General features: G+C 52.3%; 18 protein-coding genes. 17 read left to right on the forward strand and 1 reads right to left on the reverse strand.

Annotated features, from left to right (window positions below; all coding sequences use genetic code 11):
- Positions 1-262 precede the first annotated feature (262 nt).
- From BUA65_RS02700 to pdxA, 14 genes are all read left to right on the forward strand, one after another.
- Positions 263-2,293: a sensor domain-containing diguanylate cyclase/phosphohydrolase gene (locus BUA65_RS02700; RefSeq protein ID WP_072867233.1), complete on the forward strand. Its 2,031-nt coding sequence runs from the start codon at positions 263-265 to the stop codon at positions 2,291-2,293.
- A gap of 43 nt (positions 2,294-2,336) precedes the next feature.
- Positions 2,337-3,902: a methyl-accepting chemotaxis protein gene (locus BUA65_RS02705; protein ID WP_072867234.1), complete on the forward strand. Its 1,566-nt coding sequence runs from the start codon at positions 2,337-2,339 to the stop codon at positions 3,900-3,902.
- Positions 3,903-4,051: 149 nt separating this feature from the next.
- Positions 4,052-5,098 (forward strand): IclR family transcriptional regulator, encoded by a 1,047-nt coding sequence (locus tag BUA65_RS02710; RefSeq protein ID WP_084061992.1) that lies wholly within the window; start codon positions 4,052-4,054, stop codon positions 5,096-5,098.
- A gap of 164 nt (positions 5,099-5,262) precedes the next feature.
- On the forward strand, positions 5,263-6,111 hold the full coding sequence (panB, locus tag BUA65_RS02715; protein WP_072867236.1) for a 3-methyl-2-oxobutanoate hydroxymethyltransferase: 849 nt from the start codon (positions 5,263-5,265) through the stop codon (positions 6,109-6,111).
- Positions 6,112-6,131: 20 nt separating this feature from the next.
- The gene (locus tag BUA65_RS02720; protein ID WP_072867237.1) at positions 6,132-7,160 is read left to right on the forward strand and encodes a TRAP transporter substrate-binding protein; all 1,029 of its coding nucleotides are present in this window, start codon (positions 6,132-6,134) and stop codon (positions 7,158-7,160) included.
- Between the two features lie 104 nt (positions 7,161-7,264).
- The gene (locus tag BUA65_RS02725; protein WP_072867238.1) at positions 7,265-7,738 is read left to right on the forward strand and encodes a TRAP transporter small permease; all 474 of its coding nucleotides are present in this window, start codon (positions 7,265-7,267) and stop codon (positions 7,736-7,738) included.
- A 25-nt stretch (positions 7,739-7,763) separates the two neighbouring features.
- Positions 7,764-9,041: a TRAP transporter large permease gene (locus BUA65_RS02730; protein WP_072867239.1), complete on the forward strand. Its 1,278-nt coding sequence runs from the start codon at positions 7,764-7,766 to the stop codon at positions 9,039-9,041.
- Positions 9,042-9,087: 46 nt separating this feature from the next.
- Positions 9,088-10,491, forward strand: coding sequence for an FAD-binding oxidoreductase (locus BUA65_RS02735; protein ID WP_072867240.1), 1,404 nt, complete (start codon positions 9,088-9,090; stop codon positions 10,489-10,491).
- Between the two features lie 21 nt (positions 10,492-10,512).
- The gene (locus BUA65_RS02740; RefSeq protein WP_072867241.1) at positions 10,513-11,595 is read left to right on the forward strand and encodes an FAD-binding oxidoreductase; all 1,083 of its coding nucleotides are present in this window, start codon (positions 10,513-10,515) and stop codon (positions 11,593-11,595) included.
- Positions 11,588-12,817: a (Fe-S)-binding protein gene (locus BUA65_RS02745; protein ID WP_072867242.1), complete on the forward strand. Its 1,230-nt coding sequence runs from the start codon at positions 11,588-11,590 to the stop codon at positions 12,815-12,817. Before BUA65_RS02740 ends, BUA65_RS02745 begins: the two co-directional genes overlap by 8 nt.
- Positions 12,814-14,058, forward strand: coding sequence for a nickel pincer cofactor-dependent isomerase, group 22 (locus BUA65_RS02750; RefSeq protein WP_072867243.1), 1,245 nt, complete (start codon positions 12,814-12,816; stop codon positions 14,056-14,058). The genes BUA65_RS02745 and BUA65_RS02750 overlap by 4 nt, the downstream gene beginning before the upstream one ends.
- A 39-nt stretch (positions 14,059-14,097) precedes the next feature.
- Positions 14,098-15,816, forward strand: a complete 1,719-nt coding sequence (gene ilvD / locus BUA65_RS02755; RefSeq protein WP_072867244.1) for a dihydroxy-acid dehydratase — start codon at positions 14,098-14,100, stop codon at positions 15,814-15,816.
- Positions 15,817-15,835: 19 nt separating this feature from the next.
- Positions 15,836-17,095, forward strand: coding sequence for a four-carbon acid sugar kinase family protein (locus BUA65_RS02760; RefSeq protein WP_072867245.1), 1,260 nt, complete (start codon positions 15,836-15,838; stop codon positions 17,093-17,095).
- On the forward strand, positions 17,092-18,096 hold the full coding sequence (pdxA, locus tag BUA65_RS02765) for a 4-hydroxythreonine-4-phosphate dehydrogenase PdxA (RefSeq protein WP_072867246.1): 1,005 nt from the start codon (positions 17,092-17,094) through the stop codon (positions 18,094-18,096). Before BUA65_RS02760 ends, pdxA begins: the two co-directional genes overlap by 4 nt.
- A gap of 258 nt (positions 18,097-18,354) precedes the next feature.
- Here the strand turns inward: pdxA and BUA65_RS02770 are convergent, their stop codons facing one another.
- Positions 18,355-18,831: a CBS domain-containing protein gene (locus tag BUA65_RS02770; RefSeq protein ID WP_072867247.1), complete on the reverse strand. Its 477-nt coding sequence runs from the start codon at positions 18,829-18,831 to the stop codon at positions 18,355-18,357.
- Between the two features lie 526 nt (positions 18,832-19,357).
- On the opposite strand from BUA65_RS02770, the gene BUA65_RS02775 reads away from it, so the two are divergent.
- From BUA65_RS02775 to BUA65_RS02785, 3 genes are read left to right on the forward strand one after another with little or no spacing between them, the layout of a single operon-like run.
- Complete coding sequence (locus tag BUA65_RS02775) at positions 19,358-20,200, forward strand: YitT family protein (protein ID WP_072867248.1); 843 nt, start codon at positions 19,358-19,360, stop codon at positions 20,198-20,200.
- A 40-nt stretch (positions 20,201-20,240) separates the two neighbouring features.
- Positions 20,241-21,059 carry a transketolase gene (locus BUA65_RS02780; protein WP_072867249.1) on the forward strand — a complete coding sequence of 273 codons (819 nt, stop codon included), beginning with the start codon at positions 20,241-20,243 and terminating at the stop codon, positions 21,057-21,059.
- Positions 21,060-21,078: 19 nt separating this feature from the next.
- Positions 21,079-22,023: a transketolase family protein gene (locus BUA65_RS02785; protein WP_072867250.1), complete on the forward strand. Its 945-nt coding sequence runs from the start codon at positions 21,079-21,081 to the stop codon at positions 22,021-22,023.
- Positions 22,024-22,200: the final 177 nt, after the last annotated feature.

Consider the following 22,200-nt stretch of genomic DNA (forward strand, 5'->3'; position numbering starts at 1 on the left):
TTTTTCACGTGAAATTAGAAAATATTAAAAGGTTATTTCAAATATTTTGCATCCTAGCAGCTCAAATTGTTGCCTTCACCTTTTTGAGGCTTTGACAAAATGCTTATTATATCACATGCTGGGTATGTGATAAATAGCACATTCACAATCGGCTGTATCAAAATCCAGCAGGTATCTTGTTCTGAAAAATCTTCTCGCCTGCCGTTTGTCTACTTATAATCTTACACGGCCATCACAATCCATGGGGAAAGGAGCGGGGGTAATGGCTTCCGGGGATTTCCCGCGGGCAAAGCTGGTGCTGGGAGCCCTACTTGGGGTGCTGGCCATCTGGTCCTTCCAGCTTGTCTTTTTCCACCTCGCCTTCGGTCAAACGGAAAAAAACTTCGGCGAGAGGCTGGAGAAGCTGACTCTGTCAGCTCGGCTGGTGGAGCTCGCCTCCCGGAGCACCCTGCTGCCGGAAGAAGAAGCCCGGCTGCGGTCTTACGCCGGGCGCCTGGCGGAGTTGACCCACACCCCCCGGGGCCGGGAACTCTCCCGCCGCCTGGCCGAAGTGGTGGACCGGTTCCTTTCCCGGCATCCGGGGGCTCGGGCTCCGGTCCGTGGGGAACTGGCGGAACTGGCCCGGGAAAACGACGCCTTCCAGCGCCTCAGGCTTGAAGAGGAGGTTGCCCTTGTCGAGAAGGATTTCCGGCGCCTCTTCGGCGTGGTGGCGGCCACCAGCGGGGCTGCATTTTTACTGAGCGGGGCCGTGGTGGGCCTGTTGTGGATATGGCTTTCACGCCAGATGGAATTAAACCGACTGGTGGTCAGGTGCACCCGCAACGCCGTGCTGGTGGGCGACCGGCAGGGCAGGATAGCCCTGGTCAACCCGGTCTTTGCCGGGTTGGCGGGGAAAACCTCCGGGGAACTCACCGGTCTTCCCCTGGAAGCTGCGGGGCCGACGGGGGCGCTTCTGGCCCGCCGCATCAGGAGGGGCGAAGAGGTGATCGGGCGGGAAGTGCTGTGGCAGACTGCCGACGGGTGTCCGAAGTGTTTTTCCGTGGACGTCATCCTCTTGAAGGACCAGTGGAACCGGGTGCGGGGCGGCGTGGCCGTGTTGAGGGACGTCACGGCCCAGTGGAGGGAGCGGCAGAAGGCCGAGCAGGAAAAAGCCGCCTTAAAAGAGATGGCCCGGCGTGATCCCCTCACCAGGCTGTTGAACCACGGGGCGCTGATGGAACACCTTGAGGTATTGGTGAAAAAAGCCCGGAACGAAAACCAGCCCCTCGCCTTTTTGATGCTCGACCTGGACCACTTTAAAATCTACAACGATACCCTGGGTCACCCCGCCGGCGACAGGCTCCTGCAGGAATTTGCCCGGTTTCTGGAAAAGAACGTACGCGCGCAGGACCTGGTGGCCAGGTACGGCGGCGACGAGTTTGCCGTGGTTTTACCCGGTACCGACGGGGCCAGCGCCTACCAGCTTGCCGAACGGCTGCGCCGGGAAATCGCCGCGCATCCCTTTCCGGGGAGGGAGGTGCTGCCCGGGCGCTGCCTGACCGCCTCCATCGGGGTGGCCGACACCACCTCTGCGGGGACGGACTCGGCGGGTCTTTTAATTAAAGCAGCCGACGAGGCCCTCTATGCGGCCAAGCTGGGAACCCGCAACCGGGTAGAGCTTTACCACAGCGCCCTCTCCGAGATCAAGCAGGCCATGCAGGGGGACCAGCGGGAAGCCCTGCTGGTGGCCGTGCGCACAAATCTTCTTTTTCTCCACATGCGGGACCAGTACACCTATCATCACTCCGAGCGGGTGGTTAGGTACACGCAAATAATCGCCCGGGAGATGGGCCTCTCCCCTGACGAGGCACGGATGCTGCGCATTGGAGCCGTACTCCACGACATAGGCAAGGTGTGCGTCCCCCCCGAAATTCTCACCAAAGAAGGCCCCCTGACGCCGGAAGAGTGGGAGGAGGTGAAAAGACACCCGCAGCACGGGGTGGGGATTCTGGTGCCCTTTTCCCTTCCCGCGCCGGTAATCGAGATCGTGCTGCACCACCACGAGCGCTACGACGGAGCCGGCTATCCGGCGGGCCTGAAGGGCGAAAAAATTCCCTTCCTTGCCCGCATTGTCAGTGTGGCCGACGCCTTTGACGCCATGATTGTGGACCGGCCCTACCGCCGGGCCCTTTCCCTTTCAGCCGCCCTTGAGGAGCTGCGGCGCTGCGGGAAATCCCAGTTCGACCCGGAGGTGGCCCAGAAGTTTGCTCGGGCGGTGGAGGAGGGAGCGTTGGAAGAGGCGCCAACGTTATAAGCCGGCAACCATTAAAAACAAGCAAAACCGGGAGGGATGGAGGTTGTTTAAGGGACTGCGGGCACAGTTTTTAAGCGGCTTTGCCGTGGCCGCCCTTTTTGCGGTGCTGGTTTGCGGGCTGGTCATTTACCTGGTGAACCAGAGCATGGCCGATTTAATAGAGGTAGAAACTGTCAACGAGAGGGCCCAGCTGGCCTCAAAAATTGCCGAGCTGGGCTACCAGAAGAGCGCTTCGGCGCGCGGCTACCTCCTTTACGGCACCCCCGCCTATTACGAGCAGTGGGAAAACGCCACCGGCGAGCAGGCTAAAACGCTGGAGCACCTTTTGAGCATTACCCGCCGGGAAGAAAACAGGGTGCTGGTGAGGCAAATGATCGAGGCCTGCCGCCGTTACGACGATTTCGTGCGGGAGCAGGTGATGATGCCGGCCCGCGCGGGAAACCGCGAGGAGGCGCTGAAAGCGGCCCGGGAGCAGGGAAAGGACTTGGCGGAGGAAATGTTTGCGGCCATAAAAAATTACCAGGCCAAGCGCGCCAACGAAATAGCTGCGCTGCAGGAACGGGTGCTAGCCAGGGTTAAGCCTGCCCGGACCGCAGCCGTCCTCTTCACCCTTACCGGTCTGGTGGCGGGGGGGATTATTTGCCTGTGGCTGGCCAACCGGGTGGCGCGGGCGGCCGGTACACTGGCCGCTGCCGCGGCAGCGGCCGCCGCGGGGGAGCTTAACCGTATGGTGGACGTGCGGCGCAGTGACGAAATGGGCCGGCTGGCCGGCGCGTTCAACCGGATGATCGAGCAGCTCCGCACCCTGGTGGCCAAGGTGGCCGAAACGGCGACCGAACTGGCCGCCCAGAGCCAGGAGCTGGCTGCCAGCACACAACAGGCAAGCGCGGCTGCGCAAAACATGGCCGCCACGGCCGCCCAGATTTCCGCCGCTGCCGAACAGGCTGCCGCCAGCAGCGAGCGGGTGGCCGGCACGGCCGGGCAGGTGGAGGTGGCGGCCACGGAAGGTATCAAGGCGTTGGAGGAGGCCACGGCTCGGGTGGAAGAAGTTGCCCGCATCTTCCGGCAGAACAGCGATCTTATGCAGGTGCTGGGTGAACGATCGGCACAGATTGGAACCATTACCGAGGCCATTGCCGGCATTGCCGACCAGACCAACCTCCTGGCTTTGAACGCCGCCATCGAGGCGGCCAGGGCCGGCGAGCACGGGCGCGGCTTTGCCGTGGTGGCCGAAGAGGTGAGGAAACTGGCCGAGGGAAGCGCCAGGGCGGCCCGGGAGATAGACGGGCTGGTGCGGTCCATACAGCAGGATACCCGGCAGGCCGTACAAGTAATGGAGGAGTCCACCAGAGCGATGCAGCGGGGGGTGGAGTCCATGGAAGGCACGGAGAACAGGTTGCGCCAGATCCTGGAGCAGGTGGCCGGAACCCTGCGGGCCATCCGCGATGTGGCTCAGATTGTCGAGCAGTTCAACAGGAGCAGCCAGCAACTCGGCAGTGCCGCCCCGGACATTGAAAACGCCGTCCAGCAGACATCCCAGTTGGCACAGGAGCTGGCCAGGCGGGCGGAAAACCTTAATGTTGCGGTGAGCGTTTTTCGCCTGGCGTAAAGACGCAGGAAAAGTCCGCGCTTTCACTGCTTCCAGGGGCGCATGCGTAGTCTTTACGCGTCCAGCTTTCTAAGTTTTTGAAGATGCTGGGCGTGTCAGCCAGAGCAAAATTTCTATCCACCCGCTCCCAGGCGGCGTTTTAGCGCTCAATGCGCTCAGCCATGCTTACGGTTTTATTCCGGGAGGTTATTTCCCGGATTTTCTTTTTTACCCGATTGCAATTAGTTCAAAAATTATTGCGTCAATTCGAAGAGAAAAATTTTTTTAACTCGAGACATTTTTTTGTTTATTCAGCAGGAAAAACCGAATTTTTGTCGAAACACCTCCTATGTTCAATATGTGATTATCTATCTCAAATAATGAGACAAAGACAAGAGGTATCGTATATGAAATCAGGGCAGAGGTCAGGAAAGCGGAGTTATACTAATCAATCTGTTGAAAAAACCATTTCGATTCTTAATGCCTTCCGGCTGGACCGGCCGGAGCTTTCCTTTGCCGAACTGCAAAAGATTACCGGTTTCAACCGCAGTACCCTGCACCGTTTTCTGGTCACATTATTGGACCATGGTTACCTGGAATACGACACAGGTGCCGGGGTATACCGTTTAGGCATCAGGCTTTTTGAATTGGGTGCCATTGTCATGAAGAACATGGACCTGCGGCGGGTGGCGATGCCCTTTTTAAAGGAATTGGCCGAAACGTTAAATGAAACTGTACATGTTGTCGTTAGGGAGGGCATTGAGGGCATCTATGTTGAAAAATACGAGCCGCCAGGGGCTATGGTTACTTATTCACTGGTCGGCAAACGTCTGCCCTTATACTGTACAGCAGTAGGTAAAGTTTTGCTCGCTTTTCTGGAGGAGGCCGAACGGGTCGATTTACTGGCACAGCTGGTGTTGGAGCGGCGTACCCCGAAAACCATAACAGATAAAGAACAACTAAAAGCACATTTGCAACAGGTTTATCATCAGGGTTATGCCGTAGATGATGAAGAATTAGAAGAAGGTTTAATCTGCGTAGCAGTACCCATTTTTGGTCAGAACCAAAAGATAGTGGCCGCCATGAGCGTGTCGGGTGCAGCGCACAGGATAAAAGCCAAGCTGGCTTCACCTGACGGGAAACTGATAGCTTTGTTGCAAAAAGTAGCCGCTGCCATTTCGCGTCAGCTGGGTTATGTGCCAGAACGTAAGAGTTAGTTGGGAGTCCATCATGGTGATCCATCGCCGCCACCGTGAATGAAAATGGGCTCTGGCAGGTTTACTTTTCGAGGGGGGTGGGAAAAACCTGTTATTAATCAGCCAGCAAACTGCACGAAACAGAATACTTTACGGAACAACTCATTTCAACAGGAGGTAGCAGAATGCGTAAAAAAATTATGATCCCCGACCTGTATGCCAAATACGAGAAAGGCGAGCCCATTACCATGTTGACAGCCTATGATTACCCCATGGCTTTGTTAGAAGAAAAAGCCGGGGTGGATATTATCCTGGTGGGCGATTCCATGGGCATGACGGTGTACGGTCTTGATACTACCTTGCCGGTAACCCTGGATATGATCATTCGCCATGCCCAGGCCGTGCGCCGGGGTGCACCAACGGCCTTCATTGTAGGCGATATGCCCTACATGACCTACCAGGTGAACAAGGACGAGGCGATCCGTAACGCCGGCCGCCTCATGGCCGAGGCAGGGGTGGACGCGATCAAATTAGAAGGCGGCCGGGAGATGGCGGAAACCATTGCGGCTATAGTTAAAGCCACCATTCCTGTGATGGGACACATTGGCTTAACGCCGCAGTCAATTTCACAGCTGGGTGGTTTTAAGGCTCAAGGGAGAACTGCCGAGTCGGCACTTAAGCTGGTTGAGGATGCCAAAGCCTTAGAAGCCGCCGGCTGCTTCAGTATCCTGGTGGAAGCTGTGCCGCCGGAAGTTAACAAAGTAATTGTTGAAACAGTGAAAGTACCTATCATCAGCTTGGGTTCCGGTGTCTATGGTGCCGGTCAGTGCCTGATCGTCCATGATATGCTGGGCTTTTTCGATCGCTTTACACCCAAATTTGTTAAGAAGTATGCCAATTTGAATGCAGAAATAGTAAAGGCCTTGGAAGCTTATGTTGCCGACGTTAAGGAGAAAAATTTCCCCGGTCCTGAACACGTTTACCCCATGAGCCGGGAAGAAGTGGAAAAGTTCCTGGCCGAGCTGAATAAATAAAAAGACAAGGAGGAATAGTTATGCGTAAGCATAAGAAGCTAATTGCCCCGCTATTAGTGCTGGCCTTGTTGGCGCTGACTTTGACAGGTTGCGGCGGTGCCAATACTGGCGGTAAGACGGACGCAGCAAAAAGCAGTGACAGCGGTCCCATCACGCTGAAAGTAGGTCACGTATTAGCACCAGACCATCCCTATAATTTGGGGCTGGAGAAGTTTGCTGAGCTGGTAGACCAGAAGACCCAGGGTAAGGTCAAGGTAGAAGTTTTCCATAGCTCTCAACTGGGTAATGAGCGAGAAATGATTGAAGGCTTGCAAATGGGTACGGTGGATATGGCCTTGGTTTCCACCGCACCTTTGATGGGATTTACCAAGAAGTTCATGGTCTTCGACCTGCCCTATATCTTTGAGACCCGGGAACATGCTTACAAAACGTTGGACAGTGAATTTGGTCAGGAACTGCTCAAGTCACTGGAAGAAAAGGGTATTGTGGGTCTGGCCTATTGGGAAAATGGATTCCGCCATTTAACCAACTCCGTCCGCCCCGTAGTGCACCCCTCTGATGTTAAAGGCTTAAAAATTCGTACCATGGAGAATAAAGTGCACATGGAATCATTCCGGGTTCTAGGTGCCGACCCCACGCCCATGGCTTTTGGCGAATTGTTTACCGCCTTACAGCAAAAGACTGTTGATGGTCAGGAAAACCCGCTGGCTCAGATTGAAACATCGAAGTTTTATGAGGTTCAGAAATATCTCTCCATGACCGGTCACTTCTATGCCCCGGCACCGCTATTGATTAGCAAGCAAAAATGGGACTCCATACCCGCTGATTTGCAGGATAAAATTAGGAGTGCTGCCATTGAAGCGAGAGATTACGAGCGGGGACTCGTTCAGAAGGCCGACTCCGAGCTAAAAGAAAAGCTCAAGTCCCGCGGCATGCAGGTAATTGATGTCGACATTAATGAGTGGCGCGAAGCCATGTCGCCGGTATACCAGATGTTTGAAGCTGAAATTGGCAAAGATGTAATTGAAAAAGTCAAAAGCTATAAATAATTTGGGTATGAATTAACTAGGCAAAAGTAGTGGCGGGGCACGGTCTCCGTGCCCCCTCCTACTCGATCATATTTTAATACCACTGTTTAGAGGTGGGTGGGTTTATGCTGGACAAGATAGAGAAGGTTATCAAGGAGAGCGGTTCCTTTTTTGCCGGGTTGCTGTTGTCGGCAATGACTGTTGTGGTTTTTTTGCAGGTGGTTTTCCGCTTTGTTATTAAGGGTTCTTTGCCGTGGTCAGAAGAATTAGCGCGCTACCTGATGGTATGGGCCACCTTTATCGGTGCCGGTTTAGCTGCGGCCAATAATGCTCATATTGGTGTCGAATTTTTTGTGAAACTTTTTGGGTCCAGGTCTAGCAAGTTATTTTTAACCTTAACTTATCTAGTTGTTATGGCCACCTCCCTGGTCCTGGTCAACTATTCGTGGGTAATAGTTAATTACCAGATTAAAACCGGTCAGGTTTCGCCAGCTATGGCCATACCAATGGTTATACCCTATCTGGCTTTACCAGTTGGGATAATTTACATGGCCATCTGCTTTACCTTAGCTTACTACCGCAACATGAAAAATTTTTGAACGTTAAGTTCAAGGAGGATAAAGAGTGGGTTGGCTAATATTTCTCTGCTTTGCCATCCTTGTTCTATTAAACGTACCCATTGCATATAGCCTGATTTTATCTTCCGTTATTTATATCTGGGTAACGCATTCTGTTCCCGTTCACGTTGTAGCCCAGAAGATGTTTACAGCGGTTGATACTTTTCCCATTATGGCAGTACCCTTTTTCATGATTGCCGGTAATTTGATGGAGAAAGGCGGTATTTCCCGCCGTCTGATTAATTTTGCCAGCAAGCTGGTGGGTTCCCTCCCCGGCGGCCTGGGGATGGTAACTATTCTGGCTTCGATGTTCTTTGCAGCCATTTCCGGTTCCGGTCCGGCTACGGTGGCGGCAATTGGTTCCATTATGATTCCAGCCATGATTAAGGCAAAGTATGATGAGGGTTTTGCTACCGCCGTTCAGGCTACATCTGGTTATATTGGCGTCATTATACCACCCAGCATTCCCATGGTAACGTTTGGAGTAGTGACAGGTGTTTCGATTGGTTCTTTGTTCTTGGCGGGGTTTTTGCCGGGTATTTTAATTGGTTTGTGCTTAATGGCTGTTACCTACGTGGTGGCAAAAAGAAATGGCTATGTCGAAAGGCAAACAGTATCGTTAAAAGAACTGCTCGTTGCTTTTAAAGAGGCGGCTCTTGCGCTGTTAATGCCGGTCATAATTTTGGGCGGCATTTACGGGGGTGTGTTTACGCCTACAGAGGCGGCAAACGTGGCGGTAGTTTACGCCATTATTGTTGGCGTGTTTGTTTATAAAGAACTCACCTGGAAGGAAGTTTTTCAAATCATTTCCCGTTCATCCATTAGCTCGGCCATAGTGCTGTTAATAATTTCCACCGCGGCCGTCTTTGGCTTGATTTTGACCCGTGAGATGATCCCCAACCAGGTAGCCAGTATGATGCTTGAGATTGCCGGGAACAAGTATGTTTTGTTGTTGTTAATTAATATAATGTTGCTGATTGTTGGTACCTTTATGGAAACCAACGCGGCGATAATTATTTTGGCGCCCATCTTCTACCCGGTAGTTGTCCAAATGGGAATTGATCCCATCCACTTCGGTTTGCTAATGGTGGTAAACCTGGCCATTGGTATGATTACACCGCCCCTGGGTGTGAACCTGTTTGTTGCTTCCAGTATGACCAAGTTGCCCATTGAAAGAATAGTGAAGGCGAACTGGGGCTTCTTAATTGCTTCTCTAATCGCTTTACTGCTCATTACCTACTTCCCTTCCATCAGTCTGCTCTTACCAAAGATCTTTATGAAGTAGGCATAATAGGCATTATGAAGTAGTCGAGATGAAAGAAGGAAGGCCTATGCATAGCAACGTTGAGCTATTCCTGCGCGCACTGCGCCAACATTTCCGGGTTGACCAGATAGTGGTAAACAATGAGGCGCTCTATCTCTATAGTTATGACAGTTCCCCATATTCTGGTCAACCCGCCGCCGTTTTTTTTCCTGAAAGCACCCGGGATGTAGCCGTTTTTTTCACTCTGGCTGCAAAGTTCAAAGTAGAAACGCTGCCCCGGGGTGCAGGGACCAACTTGAGCGGCGGAACTGTCCCCCAGCGGGGACAGGCTGTTCTTTGCCTGACCCGCATGCGGCGCATTCTGGCCGTTGATTGGGAGCGGGAGTATGCCGTTGTCGAGCCGGGGGTAACCAACCTGGAGTTACAAAAGGCTGTTGAGGCCGGGGGCTATATGTTTGCGCCCGACCCGGCCAGTATGAACGTGGCAACCATTGGCGGTAATGTGGCCGAAAATGCCGGCGGCATGCGGTGTGTTAAATATGGCGTCACCCGTGATCATGTCCTGGGTCTGGAACTGGTTACACCTGAAGGCAAGGTACTCCGCTTGGGCAAGCTGGCGCAGTTAGACGGTGGGTATGCCATTAACAGCTGGGTAAATGATGCGAACCTGGTAGACCTGATAGTTGGTTCGGAAGGAACGCTGGGTGTGGTGACCCAAATTATGGTCAAGCTGGTTAGAAAACCAGTAGCCTGCAAAACCCTGCTGTGCAGTTTTAATGATCTCCGGCAGGCAGGAGAGGCGGTAAGTGAGATAATTAAGGCCGGGATTGTGCCCACCGCCATGGAAATAATTGACCAGAAGCTTACCCACGCCATTGATGACTTTGTAGGCCTGGGTCTGCCGCGGGATACTCGGGCCCTGCTCCTGATTGAACTGGACGGGTGGGAGGAAGAAGACTTAAACGCCCAAATGGACCGGGTAATGCTGATATTACGTTCCATTGGAGTGACGAGGGTTGATGTGGCCACAGACAGTAAAGAAAGGGAACAAATATGGCTTGCGCGGCGTTCAGTAAACGGGGCACTGGGCCGAATTAAGCCCTATTACGTGGTCCAGGATATTACCGTGCCGCGCCATAAAGTAGCGGCCATGATTAAAAAGGTAGAAGAGATTGGGCAAAAACACGGGGTTACCATTGGCCTTTTGGCCCACGCAGGGGATGGCAACTTGCATCCGCACCTGCTTTACAGCGACCGGGAGCGGGAAATGCCGCAAGTTGAGGCGGCAGCGGAAGAGATTTTTAAGGCGGCAGTTGAGTTGGGAGGAACCCTTTCGGGTGAACACGGAATCGGCATGGAAAAACGTCCCTATCTCAAGCTGGTATTTAAGCCGGCTGAACTGGAATTCTTAAAGGCAATTAAAGAGGCATTTGACCCGTCCTGGTTGTTAAACCTGGAGAAAGCAATTTAAACGCAATTGCAGGTGAAAGTAATGAAGGCAACCGGCATCATGGCGCGGGAATTTAACCTATCTAGCGGCCTGGAAGTGGCCGTTTATTACCCGCAGCATGAAAAAGAGTTGCGGGAACTAATTAAGTTGGCCGAAACTTCCGGGCGTAAAATTTGCCCCGTGGGCAATTTGACCAGGTTAACAAGATACATCTCACCCGAAAAATTTAAGCATGACCGGTATATGCTGGTCAGCATGAGTAACTTTAACCGCATTATAAGCTATATCCCGGAGAATATGGCTTTAACTGCCGAAGCCGGTGTAACTTTAGGTCAAATATTAGAGTTAACGGGGCCACAAGGGCAGTTTTGTCCTGCTTTATTGTTTTTGCCGGTACAGGCTACGCTGGCTGGTACGGTGGCTTCTAACCAGAGGCACTTGCTCGAGCACGCCTATGGTAGCATTGCCAATTACATGGGCGGGGTAGAGCTAATTTCAACCTTTGGGGTGCTCAATTTTGGCGGAGCCAATGTTAAAAACGTAACCGGTTATGAGGTTAGCCGCTTTTTGGCCGGTTCCAGAGGCATGTATGGATTTATTAGCAAGGTAACGCTTTTTTTAAAGCCGGTTCCTGATGAGATGGCTTATATTCTTTGGAAGGTTCCCTATATGCAAGCTATCTTCAGCAAAATGGCAGAACTCAAGCGGGTGCTGTACTCTCTTAAAGGGTGTTGGGTCTGGCCGGATGCGAATCAATTATATAATGTACTATTTGCCCTCTTTGGTACCCCAGGCCAGGTCCAAAAAGAGCAGGGGCAAATTAGACAAGCTTTGGGACCAGATGTCTTTCCCATTGCGGCACCAGAAATTCAAGCGGAATTGTTTTCTCTAAACGAAAAGAAACACCAGGCCAAGGTAATTGTTTGGGATAAACAGCAAATAACTAACTTCGTTAACCGGCGTGATTTTGTTTTATATGACTACCTGAGCGGGGAACTATTTACCCGCAGCGTTCCCGGTGAAACAGTTGGGGTTACGTTTGATGATCCAATTACCCTGGTCCGCAAGCTAAAAGTCACATTGGACCCGGCGCAAGTATTTATTGGAGATGAGTTCTATGCTTGAGAAGGAGCAGGTTTACAAGGAATTGTTACGTTGTAACAAGTGCGGGGGGTGCCAGGTTATTTGTCCCACCTATAAAGCTACTTATTATGAAGGAAATGTGGCCCGGGGGCGCCTTTTTTTGGTACGCAAATACCTTGAGAATGGTGAGCAGGCTTTATTGAAAACGCCAGAGATTGTCCAGGTCTTGGAGCAGTGCTTGTTATGTGAAAGTTGTACGAAAGTGTGTCCATCCGGGGTTCGCACGGCAGAGGTGGTTTTGCACTACCGCCAGCAGCTATTAGAAATCAAGGGGTCAAAAAACAAATGGAAGGAAAGACTTTATCGCCTTGCCTTTTTAAACAAAGCATTTATACCCCTGGCTGCTAAGCTGGCCTACTACTATCAAAAATATGGTATGATACCTGACCCCTACCAGCTAAGGTCATTTTTAAGCCAGTATCTTGATGGTCAGGTGTTGAGGGATAATCCCGGAACGGGCATAACACTGCCTGCCACGGGACAGCGTAAATACAAAGTTACTTTCTTTGTGGGCTGTGCCAGTAATACTTTTTACCACGGGGCAGCCCTGGTGGCTATCAATTTGCTTCGCCGCTGGGCTGACGTAACCCTGCTGGACAATTACTGCTGTGGGGCACCGCTTTTAAGTTTGGGTGCTGTAGACGGCTTTCGGGAGGTGGCAAACCGCAATTTGGAGCTCATTAGCCGGGAGCAAACTGATTTTATTGTCACCGACTGTTCCACCTGTGCCAGCGTTTTAAAGCAGTACCCCGCAAGGTTGGGTGTTGCCGCACCGGCCCTGACAAAGCTCAGGGACCTAGTGGAAATCTTGATCCAGGAGCGGGAGCACCTGTCCCAAGTTAAAGGCCGTGGGAGACAAAAGTTTACTTTTCATTATCCCTGTCATCTGGCCAGAGGGCAAAACCTGAAGGAGCCAACCCAAAAACTGCTCGACGACTTATTTGGTTCATCCTACCAGCCTCACCTGGAGGATGATAGCTGTTGCGGTGGGGCAGGCACTTTCGGCATCTTACACCGTGATCTTGCGCAAAAGATCACGGCAGCCAAGCTGGCCAATATCCAGAACAGCGGGGCAGCGCAGGTTGTTACTTCTTGCCCGGCCTGCTTAATGCAGTTAGGTGCCGTGGTCAAAAGGTTAGCCCTGCCGCTGGTGGTAAAACCTTTAGCCGTATTTTTAGAGGAAGCAATGGGGGAGAGCAGATGAAGCTTATCTTTTACCGCGTGCAGGATTTAGAGGTGCCGTCCAGTTTATCGCCTGAGGAGATACGGACAAAAATTAGCCAGGGCCTAAAACAGTACTTCGGGCAGCAAAATTTTGCAGGCAAAAAAATTGGCATTTTAGTAGGGAGCAGAGGGATTCGTAACCTGGCCCTCATTGTAACCGAAACCGTTAAGTACTTTCAAAATAAGGGGGCCAGGGTGTATCTCATACCGGCTATGGGCAGCCACGGCGGGGCTACATCCCAGGGCCAGAGGCAACTGGTAGAACAATACGGGGTAACAGAAGCTACTACGGAGGCACAGTTCCTTTCCTCCATGGAAGTGGAGTGTCTTGAGGAAATTGACGGTTTCCCGGTCTATGCAGCCAGGGATGCCCTGGCCATGGATGGACTGGTGGCGATAAATAGAATCAAGCCGCATACTGATTATCATGCCCGGCACGAAAGCGGCCTGGTTAAAATGCTGGCCATTGGATTGGGCAAGCAAAAAGGTGCAGAGACCATACACCAGTATGGTCTGCATGGTTTGACCGAACTAATTCCTTTAGCGGCTAAAGTGATCTGGGAGAAGCTACCCGTGTTGGGCGGTATCGCCATTGTGGAAAATAAGCTCGATCAGACGGCACTGGTGGAAGTAGTGCCCCGGGAAACATTTTTTGACCGCGACGCAGAATTATTGTCTTGCGCCCGCCAAATGATGCCCAGGTTGCCCGTGGCGGACCTGGATGTGCTGGTGGTCCGGGAAATGGGCAAAAACATAAGCGGTGTGGGCATTGATCCCAATGTCACCGGTCGTTTCCGGATTGCTGAGTACGGTGAAAAAACCGGGTTGGCCCGCAGAATTGTTGTTCTTGACCTTACCGATGCCAGCGGCGGTAACGCTTTAGGTATGGGTATTGCCGATGTTGTAACAGAGAGATTTTACCAAAAGATTGACCTGAAGAAAACATACATAAATACCATCACTTCTACCTTCCTGGAGCGGGCTTTTATACCCATTGTGGCACCTGATGATCAAGAAGCTATTAAAATTGCCATTGAAACCTGCGGGCGTTATGTGGACCCCGGGCAAGTGCGCATGGTGGTAATTAAAAATACCTTGGAACTCAAAGAATTTTACATTAGCGAGGCTTTGCGGCCAGAGTTGCCGGAAGGTTATAACATTGTGGAAGGACCGCTTGCACACGTGTTTGATGCGGATGGGAATTTGCTTCTTGCGTTTTAATTTACTACTTTGAATTTGTTGCCCTGGAGGGTTGGCAAGATGGAACTTAAAAGTCAAATGTTGCGGCAGGTTAATTTTCAAGGTGATGGCCTGCGCATGGGCACGCTCTGGGATGAAAAAGACCTGGCTAAACCCCAGATCTTAATCGATAGCGCCTTTGGGGATAGCCATCCCGGCAGCAAGCACTTAGATAAGCTGGTGGAAGCGGCCAGGATCAGTGTTTACGAGCATCAAGGTAAGCCAATTTGTTATACAGTTACAGATATTTGCGACGGCATGGCCATGGCCCATGACGGCATGAATTACTCCCTGGTTTCCCGGGACATCATGGCTTACATGTATGAAATTCACGCTCTGGCCACCCCTATTGACGGAGCCATTTTTATAGCCAGCTGCGATAAATCCATTCCGGCGCAGTTGATGGCCATGCTGCGGGTTAATATGCCGGCCATACAGGTGCCCGGCGGTTCCATGTTGAGCGGTCCTGACTATATGTCGTCTGAAATCCTGTACGGCTGCGGTGACCAGGTTCTTACAGGCAAAATGGGATTAAAGGAACTGGGATATTACACCCGTAACTGCTGTCCAAGCGCCGGAGCATGCCAGTTTATGGGGACAGCCAGCACCATGCAGTGTATGAGTGAAGCGATGGGGTTGGCCCTGCCCGGTAATGCCCTGGTTCCCGCCTATTCTAATCTGATTGTGCGGTATGCCCGGCAGGCTGGCCGCCAATTAATGGAACTGGTCAGGCAGAACTTGCGGCCGCGGGACATTGTAACTCATAAAAATATTGAAAATGCCATTATTGTGCACGCGGCCATCTCGGGATCCACCAATGCTTTGCTGCATCTACCGGCCATAGCAAAAGAAGCGGGCATTAAAATTGACCCCGATTTATTTGACCGGCTTAACCGGAAAATTCCTGTTCTGGTTAGTTTAAAAACCGGTGGCCAGTGGCCAACCGAGCTGTTCTGGTATGCCGGCGGTGTTCCCGCCATCATGCGTGAATTAAAGGATTTCTTGCACCTCGATGCCTTGACCGTAACCGGCAAGACGGTGGGGGAAAACTTGCGTGAACTGGAAAAAAGCGGCTTTTTTACCGAAATAAATAGTTACCTGATAAACTATAATTTAACTCCCGACGCTATAATAAAAACCTGTAACAATCCGGTAAAACCGCAGGGCAACATAGTTATTTTGAAAGGCAACCTGGCTCCCGCAGGAGCGGTAGTTAAGACCTCAGGGCTGGCGCCGGAAATGTACTGTTTTACGGGCCGGGCCCGGGTTTTCAACAGCGAAGAAGACGCTGTTGCCGCCCTGCTGGCCGATCAAATTGTCCCAGGAGATGTTATCATCATCCGGTTTGAAGGGCCTCAGGGATCCGGCATGCCTGAGATGCTGCGGATGACGGAGGCGTTGTATACCAGACCTGAATTAGCGCAGCAGGTTTTGCTCATCACCGATGGGCGTTTTTCGGGTGCTACCCGCGGTCCTGCTGTGGGGCATGTAACGCCGGAAGCTTATACAGGTGGCCCCCTGGCTTATGTCAAAGATGGTGATTTAATCCGCATGGATATACCTGCCCGTAGATTAGACGTAATTGGTACTGAAGGACAGGTAAAAGACCCGGCGGAAATCGAGGCCGTTTTAGTAGAACGAAGCAAAAATGCTGTGCTGCCGCAAAAAGAAAGCACGGGTGTTTTGAGTTTATACCGCCGCCTGGCAACATCGGTGGCCGGGGGGGCAACCATCGGGTAAAGATAAGGGGAGAGAAGATTTGTACGAGGTAATCGTAATAGCCGATGATTTTACAGGCGCCAACGATAGTGGAGCCCAGCTTGTAAAGCACGGTTACCTTACAGTTACGGTAATGGATAAGGACGATATACAAAGGTACGAAGGTGTAGCAGACGCATTGGTAATAGATACCGAAACCAGGAACATTCCTGCTCTGGATGCCTACGAAAAACTTAAAGAGGTTTCCAGGGTGGTAAAAGAATATAAAGCGGCCATAGTGTATAAAAAAATTGATTCCACTTTAAGAGGCAATATCGGTATAGAGCTCAACGCTCTTAGAGAGGTTTTTGAGCCGGAATTCACCGTATTTGCTCCGGCCTTTCCTAAAAACGACCGTACCACGCAAGAAGGCATTCATTTTTTGAGGGGCATCCCGGTAGATAAAACTGAACTGGCCAGGGACCCGAGAGCTCCCATTGTCACTTCAAACATAAGGGAATTTCTGGAAAACGAGCTGCGTGTCAAAGTCAGGCATGTGACTTTAAAGGAAATACGGCGGAACCTGGAAGCGGTTCTGCTAAGAGAACTCAAAGATGGCGATACTTTTTCTTTCGATACGGTGAGCGATGATGATCTGAAAAAGATAGCAAGGGGTGTGTTGAATTTAAATAGAAGAACGCTATGGGTGGGTTCAGCCGGTTTAGCGGAAGCCCTGATAGATTGTCTTAAGGATAAATCAAGGATTGACCCGGTTTTAGTTATAGCAGGAAGTGTCAGCCGGGTCACCCGGATGCAGATTTATAAAGCTCTGGAAGATAGCAGCACTGAGCTAGTGAAAGTGGATGTAAAGAAATCCCTGATCTCTCCCGCCCGGGAAATAGAACGAGTTCGGAGTTTGTGTTTGGAGTTTATGAGTTATGGAAGAAATGTGGTAATTGCTTCGGCGCCCGATGAGGATTCCATAAAAGAGGCGCTGGAAGCGGGGCGGCAAAAAGGGCTTTCCCCGCAAATTACCAGCGAAGCAATTTCCGAAGTCCTGGGAGATATCGCCCTTTCAATAGTCAGCCTGAAGAAACCGGCTGGCATGGTTTTAACGGGTGGGGATACGGCTTTTCATGTTGTTAAAAAACTTTCAGCTGGTGGGTGCAGGATAGATTCGGAAATTGAACCAGGACTACCGGAACTGCTGTTGATGGGAGGGCCCTTCCATGGGCTTAAGTTAATCACGAAAGCCGGAGCTTTCGGGAGCAGGGATTCCATATTAAACGCAATGCGATTTTTGAGAGGAGAAGGAAAATGAAACCTCTTGTGGCAATAACCATGGGAGATCCGGCGGGTGTAGGTGCGGAAATTAGCCTGAAAGCTGCAAGTTCCACCCAATTATCTGATATGGCAAGGATTTTAATTTTGGGTTCCGGGCCTGTACTGGAGTACTATAGGAAATTATTAAAAATATCGTTTCCGCTTAAGGAAATAAAAACGCCCGAACAGTATGAAGAGGGATATATAAACTTCATTTCGGTCAATAAATTATCTTTATCTGACTTCGAAGTAGGTAAAGTTTCCCCGGTTTGCGGGCGGGCTGCGTATGAATACCTGGAAATGGGCGTTAAACTCGCATTGGAAGGTAAAATTTCGGCTATAGCTACTGCTCCGATTAATAAAGAGGCCCTCCATAAAGCGGGGCTGGATTATTCCGGTCATACGGAGATCCTGGCAAGGCTTACGAGAGCGGCGGATTACGCGATGATGCTGGTAAGCGGAACATTGAGGATAATCCATGTTTCCACCCATGTGGCTCTTAAAGAGGCCTGCGAATTAGTAAAAAAAGAAAGGGTATATAAAGTCATAAAACTGGCCGATAAAGCTGTAAAGGCCCTTGGTATACCGGTTCCCCGCATTGCCGTCGCCGGCCTTAACCCCCATGCGGGGGAAGGGGGCCTTTTCGGCAGTGAAGAACGGGAGGAAATAAGGCCTGGAATAGAAAAGGCCCGGGAAGAAGGTGTGCAGGTTTCTGGTCCATTACCCCCGGACACCGTTTTTTTGAAGGCATATAAAGGTCATTATGATGCGGTGGTGGCTATGTACCATGACCAGGGGCATATACCGGTAAAAATTCTGGGTTTTGAAACCGGTGTAAACATAACCGTTGGACTGCCCATCATTCGTACTTCGGTAGATCATGGCACGGCCTTTGACATCGCGGGCAAGGGAATTGCCGACGAGCGCAGCATGGTGGAAGCTGTTAAAATTGCAGTAAAATTAAATCAGGGTTGCAGGAAGGTAACTGTCACCGGCTGATTGGAAGACCGGGTATACGCAGAAAACAGGGGCACCTGGCCCCTGTTTTTAAAAATCCTTATTGTTAATGCCCTCTTGGCACACAGGGCTCCGGCGTGGGCCGGCTGCCCGGCAATGACTTGCCGGCATATATCCGACAGGCCATCCGGGGCGTCAGGATCGTAAAAGACATTTTAGCCCTTCCCGTCCAGCCAGGAATGGTGAAAATGCCCGCCACTGCCACTGGCTGCGCAAGGCCGCGGTTATTTTTCGCGGGAGTTAATCCTTTAGAAATTTGGCCAGGACATCAAGTATATCTATGGTCCGGACTACCCCGACGACCTTGCGCTCCTTGTTAAGAACGGGAATATGGTTTACCTGATTGGCCAGAATAACGCGTGCCACTTCTTGAATAGGGGTGTTTTCGTCAACAAAAACCTGTACGACGGGCCGCATTACTTTTTTCACCTTCGTATTCTTTAGCCGCTCCCTTTCAATGCGTATAAAGAAGGTTCCCCAACTGTCCGCAGACCAGATGTCTTCTTCAACGCCATAGGCGGCCAGGGCCTTAAGGATTGTTCTGGTAGTTAAAAAGCCCACTATGTTGCCGTGCTCGTCCAGAACGATTAAGGTGCGGTAACCTCTGGAAACGGCATTTCCAAATACCTCCAGGGCATGCTTTAAACAGTCGTCAGCATTAACGGTGGCATAGTTGGAAATGGGGACCATAATATCTTTAGCCATTCGTTCGGGCATTTTTGTTGACCTCCCTATCTGGTTGTTTTAATTATTAAAGAATAGTAAATCGTTTTTCTTGGCTTTTTCAACAACCCGGAGCCGAATCGTTATTTTTCATCCCCGGCGCTTTAGGGGAAAAAGGCGAAAATTTCACAAAAACTGTTGTTCCGCCTGCTTTAAATAATAACCTCTCCGGCAGGCCAACCTACTGCCGGGAGGTGTTTTTATGATCAAAACGCGCAATCTTTACAACAGGGGGAAAGTTCGGGGGATCCTCAGTCTATATTTCCCGCCTCCGTTTAAGGTATCCGAACTCACGACCCAGAATTTACCTGAGACAGCCGGCAACAGGTTCGTGAGCAAGGGAGGAAATCCTGAAAAACCCTGAACTTTTTGTTGCTCCATGCAGGATTCTGTTGCCAGAGTGAGAATAATTATATCCTGTGTTTTTGATAGGGCCGCTTTATTCTGGTTAACATAATCCTGGTTTGTTCTGGCGTTAAACCGGCCCTATTTCATTTTTACTGGAGATGGTAGTTCTCCCATGGCCATTCTTAGCGAATTTTTGGGAGTAACGCTGGGGGTGGTCCTTACCGCCCTTGGACTGGATCTCTTCCTGGTGCCAAATAAGATTGCCGCCGGAGGAGTAAGCGGCCTGGCTACAGTCTTCCACTACCTCACCGGGGCTCCCGTGGGGATGACCATGCTGGCGCTAAACGTCCCCCTTTTTGCCATGGGCATTTACCGGCTGGGCCTGAAATTTGGCTTTCGCTCCCTTTATGGCACCATCAGCCTGTCCCTGGTGGTGGACGCGCTGGCTCCCCATCTCCCCGTGCCCACCCACGATCCCCTGCTGGCCAGCATCTTCGGCGGGGTGCTCACCGGCCTGGGGCTGGGTCTGGTTTTCCGCTACCGGGGTACCACCGGCGGCACGGACCTGGCCGCCGCCATTTTGCGTACCTACACCGGCGCCAACGTGGGCCAGCTCCTTTTCCTGGTGGACGGCATGGTAGTGCTCTTTGCGGGGTTTACCTTTAACTCCTGGGAGCTGGCCATGTACGCCCTGATCACCATTTTTGTTACCGCCTGGCTCATCGACTTGGTACAGGAGGGGATCAGTTATACCAAGGCTTTCTTCATCATTTCCCCAAGGGCGGACGAAATTGCGGCCGTGGTGCTGCGGGAGCTCAAACGCGGCGCCACCGCCTTAAAGGGCCGGGGAATGTACACCGGTATGGAGCGGGATGTCCTGCTGGTGGTGGTGAACCGCTCCGAGGTGACCCGTTTAAAGGATCTGATCTACCGGGTGGACCGCCAGGCCTTTGTCATCCTGGCCGACGTGCACGAAGTGTTGGGAGAAGGATTCAAACAGTGGCGGGAATCATGATTTCATTACATAAAAATTTTTCATCCAGGGAGTGTTCAAGATGGATGGGGAAAAAATCAAAAGGCTGGAAGAGAAGGCCCGGGAAATCCGCCGGCACATAATCCGCATGACCGGTGCCGCCGGTTCGGGCCATCCCGGCGGTTCTTTATCCAGTGCCGATATTGTCACCGCCCTCTACTTCGAGGTAATGCGCATTGACCCCCAAAATCCCCGCTGGCCCGGCCGGGACCGCTTTGTCCTTTCCAAGGGGCATGCCGCGCCGGTGCTTTATGCGGCCCTGGCGGAAAGGGGATTTTTCCCTGTGGAGGAACTCCTCTCCCTGCGCCGCCTGGGCAGTCCCCTGCAGGGGCACCCGGACATGAAAAAATTGCCGGGTGTGGAGCTCTCCACCGGCTCCCTGGGCCAGGGGTTGTCCGCTGCCAACGGGATGGCCCTGGCGGCCAGGCTGGACGGCCGGGACTACCGCGTTTACGTTCTTTTGGGCGACGGGGAGATTCAGGAAGGTATGGTTTGGGAGGCGGCCATGGCGGCGGCCCACTACCGGCTGGACAACGTGACCGCCTTTTTGGATTACAATGGCCTGCAAATTGACGGGCCCGTTGGCAGGGTTATGTCCGTGGAACCGGTGGCCGAGAAATGGCGCGCCTTTGGCTGGGACGTGCAGGTGATTGACGGCCACAACATGGAAGAAATTCTCCAAGCGGTGGAAAAGGCCCGGGCCGTGCGGGGTCAACCCCAGATGATCGTGGCCGAAACGGTGAAGGGCAAGGGGGTATCCTTTATGGAGAACATGGTGGAATGGCACGGTGTGGCCCCCAAACCCGATGAAGTGGAACGGGCCCTGGCCGAGCTGGCTTGAAAAGGGGGTACTTGGAGTTATGAAAAAGATTGCCACCCGGGATGCCTACGGGAAGGCTCTGGTGGAGTTGGGGCGGGAAAACCCCGACGTGGTTGTGCTGGACGCGGACCTGGCTAAGTCCACCAAAACCATCGAGTTTGCCAAACACTTCCCGGAACGCTTTTTCGATATGGGCATAGCTGAACAGAACATGATGGGAACGGCCGCTGGCCTGGCCGCCGCGGGAAAAATTCCCTTCTGCAGCACCTTTGCCATCTTTGCCACCGGCCGGGCCTTTGAGATAATTCGCAACAGCGTGGCCTACTCGCGGCTCAACGTGAAGATTGCCGCCAGTCACGCCGGCATCACCGTAGGGGAGGACGGCGGCTCTCACCAGTCGGTGGAAGACATCGCCCTGATGCGGTCCCTGCCCAACATGACCGTGCTCGTCCCCGCCGATGCGGTGGAAACCAGGGCGGCGGTGCGGGCGGCCGCGCAAATCCAGGGTCCGGTTTACATCCGCCTGGGGCGCCCGGGGGTACCCGTACTGCACGAGGACGATTTTCATTTCGAGCCCGGCCGGGCGGTGACCATGCGGGAAGGCAATGACGCTACCATTATCGCCACCGGGATTATGGTGGCCGCCGCCCTGGAGGCCGCCGGCATGCTGGAGCAGGAGGGTATCCGGGTGCGGGTGGTCAACATGCATACTATCAAGCCGCTGGATGAGGAGGCGGTGATTGCGGCCGCCCGGGAGACGGGGGTCATCGTTACCGCCGAGGAGCATTCCGTCATCGGCGGCCTGGGCGGGGCGGTGGCGGAGGCTGTCTGTGCCCACCATCCCGTGCCAGTCTGCCGGGTGGGCGTACCCGATGTTTTTGGCGAGTCGGGCAAGCCCGGGGAGTTGCTGGAAAAATACGGCCTGACTGCCGCGCACCTGGCGGCCAAAGTGCGGGAGGCAGTAACAAAGAAAGGTAGGAGGTAAAATATTACAATTTATACAACCCCTCTCTTTTTGGGAGGGGTTGTCTGCTTTTTTCTGGTTTTTTAAGAGGATTTCTGGAGAGCCTGTCGAAGTGTATACGAAAAAGCTGAAGTATCCCCAGTTTTTTTAAAGCCCCTGTTTTGGCCCGGTATCGAGCGACTTGAGCCGAGCGTTATT

The organism is Desulfofundulus thermosubterraneus DSM 16057, from assembly GCF_900142025.1.
In the GTDB taxonomy this organism is placed as follows: Bacteria; Bacillota; Desulfotomaculia; order Desulfotomaculales; family Desulfovirgulaceae; genus Desulfofundulus; species Desulfofundulus thermosubterraneus.